The organism is uncultured Arenimonas sp. (assembly GCF_963976025.1).
Lineage (GTDB): Bacteria > Pseudomonadota > Gammaproteobacteria > Xanthomonadales > Xanthomonadaceae > Arenimonas.
In genome coordinates, this window is the sequence record NZ_CAXBJS010000157.1 from 1 (window position 1) to 6,093 (window position 6,093).

The 6,093-nt window shown below is 68.8% G+C and carries 4 protein-coding genes; 1 reads left to right on the forward strand and 3 read right to left on the reverse strand.

The window, feature by feature from the left end; translation table 11 throughout:
* Positions 1-64 precede the first annotated feature (64 nt).
* Positions 65-1,933: an ATP-binding cassette domain-containing protein gene (locus AACZ35_RS11385; RefSeq protein WP_339829327.1), complete on the reverse strand. Its 1,869-nt coding sequence runs from the start codon at positions 1,931-1,933 to the stop codon at positions 65-67.
* Positions 1,934-1,990: 57 nt separating this feature from the next.
* Here AACZ35_RS11385 and ybaL point away from each other — a divergent pair, with 57 nt between their 5' ends.
* Positions 1,991-3,679, forward strand: a complete 1,689-nt coding sequence (gene ybaL, locus AACZ35_RS11390) for a YbaL family putative K(+) efflux transporter (RefSeq protein WP_339829330.1) — start codon at positions 1,991-1,993, stop codon at positions 3,677-3,679.
* Positions 3,680-3,685: 6 nt separating this feature from the next.
* Here the strand turns inward: ybaL and AACZ35_RS11395 are convergent, their stop codons facing one another.
* Positions 3,686-5,209 carry an FAD-binding domain-containing protein gene (locus AACZ35_RS11395; RefSeq protein WP_339829332.1) on the reverse strand — a complete coding sequence of 508 codons (1,524 nt, stop codon included), beginning with the start codon at positions 5,207-5,209 and terminating at the stop codon, positions 3,686-3,688.
* 108 nt (positions 5,210-5,317) lie between these two features.
* Positions 5,318-6,093 (reverse strand): AAA family ATPase (locus tag AACZ35_RS11400; RefSeq protein ID WP_339829334.1); only part of this gene is annotated, 776 nt, incomplete at its 5' end.

A 6,093-nucleotide genomic window follows, 5' to 3' on the forward strand; every position in this document is an offset into this window, starting at 1 on the left:
CAGAGTCGCATTTCCAAAACTCGACTCTGACCCGGGTTTTTTTTGCACCTGTCCCCGGGGCCGCTCAGGCTTCAGCGATCTCCAGCTGCGCCAGCCACTCGGCTTCCAGCGCGTCTTTCTCGGCGACGAGTTTTTGCTGGCGCTGGGTCAGCTGGCCGACTTCGGAACCGCCGTCGTTGCCGTAGATCGCCGGGTCGGCGAGCTGGGCTTCGACCTGGGCGAGTTGTTCGGCCAGTTCGGCGACGCGGGTTTCGAGCTGGCGGGCGCGGCGTGCGGCCGTGTCCTGTTCGTGCTTGCTGCGCACCGGCTTGGCCGGCTTGGGCGGCGGCGCGGCGGCGGCCTTGGGGGCCTTGGGCTCGTTGCCGCGCGAGCGCAGCCAGGCGGCGTATTCGTCCAGGTCACCGTTGAATTCTTCGACGTGGCCGTCGGCGACGCGCCAGAAGGTTTCGCAGACCAGGCCGATCAGGTGGCGGTCGTGCGAGACCAGCACGATCGCGCCGGGGAAGTCGGACAGCGCCTCGGCCAGCGCCTCGCGCATGTCCAGGTCGAGGTGGTTGGTGGGTTCGTCGAGCAGCAGCACGTTCGGTTCGCGGTAGGCGATCAGGGCCAGGGCCAGGCGCGCGCGCTCGCCGCCGGAAAAGCCATCGACGTTTTCGAAGGCGCGGTCACCGATGAAGTTCCAGCGGCCCAGGAAGTTGCGCAGCTGCTGTTCGCCGGCGTTGGGCGCGATTTCCTTCAGGTGCCACAACGGGCTCTGGCCTTCGTGCAGGCTCTCGACGGTGTGCTGGGCGAAGTAGCCGATGCGCATGTCGGGGTGCGCCACGCGTTCGCCGCCCAGCAGCGGCAGTTCACCGACAAGGGTTTTCACCAGCGTCGACTTGCCGGCGCCGTTGGGGCCGAGCAGGCCGACGCGGTCGCCGGCCTCCAGGCCGAAACCGACGTCGTGCAGGATGATCGCATCGGCGCCATATCCCGCCTCGCCGTGGTTGATGCGGATGATCGAATGCGGCAGCCTCGCCGGCTCGGCGAAGTTGATGTTGAAGGCGCGTTCGGCGCGCACGGCTTCGGTGCCGGCCAGCTTGGCCAGGCGCTTCATGCGGCTCTGGGCCTGCTTGGCCTTGCTGGCCTTGGCCTTGAACCGGTCGATGAAACTTTGCAGGTGCGCGCGTTCGACCTGTTCCTTGTCGTGGGCGATCTGCTGCTGGCGCAGGTGTTCGGCGCGCTGGCGTTCGAAGCTGGTGTAGTCGCCGACGTAGAGTTTGGCCCGGCCTTCGTGCAGGTGCAGGGTGTGCGTGCTCAGGCCGTCGAGGAACTCGCGGTCGTGCGAGATCATCAGCAGCGTGCCCGGGTACTTGAGCAGCCACTGTTCAAGCCACAGCACGGCGTCAAGGTCGAGGTGGTTGGTGGGTTCGTCGAGCAGCAGCAGGTCCGAGGGCATCATCAGCGCCCGCGCCAGGTTCAGGCGCACGCGCCAGCCGCCCGAGAAATCGGACACCGGCTTGTTATGGGTTTCCGGCGGAAAGCCCAGGCCGTGCAGCAGGCGGCCGGCGCGGGCGGTGGCGTCGTAGCCGTTGATCTCGGCCAGGCGCTGGTGCGCTTCGGCCACCGCGTCCCAGTCCTCGGCTTCGGTGGCGGCCGCTTCGGCCTGCAGCACCGCGTGCACTTCGGTGTCGCCGGCCAGCACGTAGTCGATGGCCGGGTCCGGCAGCGAGGGGGTTTCCTGCGCCACCCAGGCGATGCGTGTCTTGCCAGGCAGGTCGATGTCGCCCTTGTCGGCTTCGACCTCGCCCAGGATGGCGGCGAACAGGCTGGACTTGCCGCAGCCATTGCGGCCGATAACGCCCACCCGCCAGCCGGCGTGCAAGGACAGGTCGACCTGCGATAGCAGCAGGTGTTCCCCGCGGCGCAGGGCGAAGTTGCGGAAGGCGATCATGACAGGCGCTGCTTGAAAGGTCGGGTAGTCTATCAGTCCCCCCGGCGAGGACCCCGCATGCCCCACGACACGCCACTGATCGCCCTGCTGGCCATGGGCCTGGTGCTGGCTTTCGTGCTGGGCACCCTCGCCCACCGCCTGAAACTCTCGCCCATCGTCGGCTACCTGCTGGCGGGCATCCTGGTGGGGCCCTTCACCCCGGGTTTCGTGGCCGACCCGTCGCTGGCCATGGAGCTGTCGGAAATCGGCGTGATCCTGCTGATGTTCGGCGTCGGCCTGCATTTTTCGGTCGAAGACCTGCTGGAAGTGAAGGCGATCGCCATTCCCGGCGCCATCGTGCAGATCGCCACGGCCACGGTGCTGGGCTGGGGCCTGGCCTGGTTCATGGGCTGGCCCACCCTGCACGGCCTGGTGTTCGGCCTGGCGCTGTCGGTGGCCAGCACCGTGGTGCTGCTGCGCGCCATGGAGGACCGGCGCCTGCTGGAAACCCGGCGCGGCAAGATCGCCGTCGGCTGGCTGATCGTCGAGGACCTGGTGATGGTGGCGGCGCTGGTGCTGCTGCCGGCCCTGGCCGACGCCATGGGCGCGGGCGACGGCGACCGCGCCGGCACGGGCTCGATCCTGGGTTCGCTGGGCTGGACCTTCCTGAAGGTCAGCGCCTTCGTGGCGGTGATGATGGTGGTCGGCAAGCGCGCCATCCCCTGGGTGCTGGAAAAGGTCGCCGGCTTTGGCTCGCGCGAGCTGTTCACGCTGTCGGTGCTGGCGATCGCGCTGGGCGTGGCCTTCGGGTCGGCGAAACTGTTCGGCGTGTCCTTCGCGCTGGGCGCGTTTTTCGCCGGCATGCTGCTCAACGGCGACCTTAGCCACAAGGCGGCGTCGGATTCGCTGCCGCTGCGCGATGCCTTCGCCGTGCTGTTCTTCGTGTCGGTGGGCATGCTGTTCGACCCGATGATCATGATCGAGCAGCCGATCCCGGTGGTGGCGACTTTCCTGATAATCGTTGTCGGCAAGTCCGCGGCGGCCTACCTGATCGTTCGCGCGTTCAAGCATCCCAGCGATACCGCGCTGACGATTTCCGCCAGCCTGGCGCAGATCGGCGAGTTCTCCTTCATCCTGGCGGCGCTGGGCGTGTCGCTGGGCATCCTGCCCGAGGAAGGCCGCGACCTGGTGCTGGCCGGCTCGCTGCTTTCGATCATCGCCAACCCGCTGATCTTTGGCTGGCTGGATGTGTGGCAGGCGCGGCGGTCGCAGGCGGCCGCCGATGCCGCGCCGAAGCCGCGCAAACCACGCTGGGTCGGCCCGCCGATGCCGGAGGGTGAACACGCCATCCTGATCGGCTTCGGCCGCGTCGGCAGCGAAATCGCCAAGCTGCTGCGCGAACGCGCGGTGCCGCTGGTGGTGATCGACGACGATGCCGACCTGGTTCAAAAGGCCCGCGACGACGGCTATCCCGCGATCCGGGGCAACGCCGCCAACACCCGGGTGCTCGACGAAGCGGCGCCGGAGAACGCGAGCCTGGTGATCCTGGCCATTCCCCAGCCGCTGGAAGCCGGCGAGGTGGTGGCCCGCCTGCGCGCCATCCGCCCCGACATGACCATCCTGGCCCGTGCGCACAGCGACGGCGAGGTCAGGCACCTGCTGGAGCACGGTGCCGACGGCGCGGTCCTGGCGGAAAAGGAACTCGCGCACTCCATGGCCGAGATGGCGCTGTCCGCGCCGCCGTTCCGCAAACACCGAGCGACCTGAGCGGCGCTAGAAGAGATCGCCCTGCGGGGCGGGCGGCGGCAGCGGCGTCGTGGGCTTGCTTCGACCGCGGACGGGCTGGCGCTTGCGGCTGCCGTGCTTTTCGAAGACGCGCTGGCTTTCTTCGCGGGCCACGTAGGCGCGTTTCCAGGCCGTGAGTTTCGCCCGGGCTTCGCGCGCGGCGTGTTCGTGGTCGCGCACCGGGGCCGGATAGTTTTCGCCGATGCGCAGGCCGGCGGCGCGCTGCCGGGCCGCACCCATCTGCCAGGGCGTGTGGATCCACGTGTCGGGCACGCCCTGGAGTTCGGGCAGCCAGCGGCGGATGAATTCGCCGCGCGGGTCCTGGTCCTGCGATTGTTTCACCGGGTTGTACATGCGCGGGATGTTGATGCCGGTGACGCCGGCCTGCATCTGCACCTGCGGGTAGTGGATGCCCGGTTCGTAGTCGGTGAACCAGCGCGCCAGCTGGCGGGCAGGCGCGGGCCAGTGCAGCCAAAGGTGGTAGCTGCTGACCGACACCAGCATTGCGCGCATGCGGAAGTTGATCCAACCGGTCTGCTGCAAGGCGCGCAGGCAGGCGTCGACGAAGGGCCAGCCGGTTTCGCCACGCTGCCAGGCGTCGAACCATTCGTGGTTGAACTGGTCTTCGCGCAGGCCGTCGAAACCACGGTGCACGTTGCGGAACTCGATGGCCGGTTCGCTTTCGAGCTTCTGGATGAAGTGGCAGTGCCAGTGCAGGCGCTTGTCGAAGGCGGCCAGATCGCGGGCGGGAACCGGCCCGCCCCGTGCGCGCGCCGCACGCAGGGCGTGCACCACTTCGCGCAGCGACAGCGTGCCGGTGGCCAGGGCGACGGACAGGCGCGAGCACCGGGTCTGCGCCGACAGCGGGCTGCTCATGCCGCGCTGGTAGCCTTCGGCTCGCCCGGCCAGGAAGGTCTGCAGCGCGCGTTCGCCGCGCCGGCGCCCGCCACGCTGGCGGCCGGGACAGGAGTCGGGTGCCATGCCCAGGTCGTTCGCGGTCGGAATCGGCCCCGGTGCAATGCCCGACAGCGGTGGCAGGGCGGGTTCGGCCAACGGCGCCGGCGCAATGCGTGCTTCCCAGCCCGAGGCCCAGCGGGCGCGGCTGCGCAGCCGGCGATGGACGCCGCCGGTCGGGATTTCGTGCCAGGCAATGCCGCGGGCGCGCGCCCAGGCGATCACCCGCCGGTCGCGGGCGTAGGTCCAGGCATTGCCGGTTTCTTCGTGCGACCACAGGGCGGCGATGCCCGGCCCGGCGTGCAGGGCTTCGAAAACCTCGATGACATCGCCGGTGCGCACCACCAGCGGCTGGCCCAGGCGGGCGAGGTCCTGGCGCAGGTCATGCAGGCCGTCGACAATCGCCTCCCACTGGCGACCGCTGGTGTCGGGCAAGGCCCAGTACGCGGGCTCGGCCACGTAAAGCGGCAGCACCGGCCCGCGCGCCGCCGCCTCGACCAGCGGAGCATGGTCGACGCTGCGCAGGTCGCGTTTGAACCAGACGAGTTGGAGGGTCATTTGCCAAGCCTGACGGGCCGCCGATGAAAATCGGGTCAGGCTTTGGTGGGAGGGACGTCAGTCCCGATTCGGGCAAACCGGGACTGAAGCCCCTCCCACGGTGTTGGTTCAGGACTTGGCGAAGGTGAGGGTGCCGGCGTCGGCACCCACGCGCACCGTGTCGCCCTGGCCGAACTCGCCGGCCAGGATCTTCTGCGCCAGCGGGTTTTCCAGCTGCTGCTGGATCGCGCGCTTGAGCGGCCGGGCGCCGTAGACCGGGTCGAAGCCGACGTTGCCCAGCAGGGCCAGCGCCGATTCGTCGATTTCCAGGGCGATCTGCCGCTCGGCCAGGCGCTTGGACAGGTAGGCGGTCTGGATGCGGGCGATGGCCTGGATCTGGTCGCGGCCCAGCGGGTGGAAGACCACGATCTCGTCGAGCCGGTTGATGAACTCCGGGCGGAAGTGCGACTGCACCACCCCCATCACCGCCGCCTTCATCTGCACATAGGCCGCGTCGCCTTCGCCGCTCAGTTCCTGGATGTGCTGGCTGCCCAGGTTCGAGGTCATCACGATCACGGTGTTGCGGAAGTCAACCGTGCGGCCCTGGCCATCGGTCAGGCGGCCGTCGTCGAGCACCTGCAGCAGGATGTTGAACACATCGGGATGCGCCTTCTCGACTTCGTCGAGCAGCAGCACGCTGTAGGGCCGGCGACGCACGGCTTCGGTGAGGTAACCACCCTCTTCGTAGCCGACGTAACCCGGGGGCGCGCCGATCAGGCGGGCCACGGAATGTTTTTCCATGAACTCGCTCATGTCGATGCGCACCATCGCGTCTTCGGTATCGAACAGGAAGCCGGCCAGCGCCTTGCACAGCTCGGTCTTGCCCACCCCGGTGGGGCCAAGGA

Bases quoted from the DNA above. Each gene is read 5' to 3' on its own strand.
- AACZ35_RS11385 (WP_339829327.1), bottom strand. From the start codon at position 1,933: ATGATCGCCTTCCGCAACTTCGCCCTGCGCCGCGGGGAACACCTGCTG.
- ybaL (WP_339829330.1), top strand. From the start codon at position 1,991: ATGCCCCACGACACGCCACTGATCGCCCTGCTGGCCATGGGCCTGGTG.
- AACZ35_RS11395 (WP_339829332.1), bottom strand. From the start codon at position 5,209: ATGACCCTCCAACTCGTCTGGTTCAAACGCGACCTGCGCAGCGTCGAC.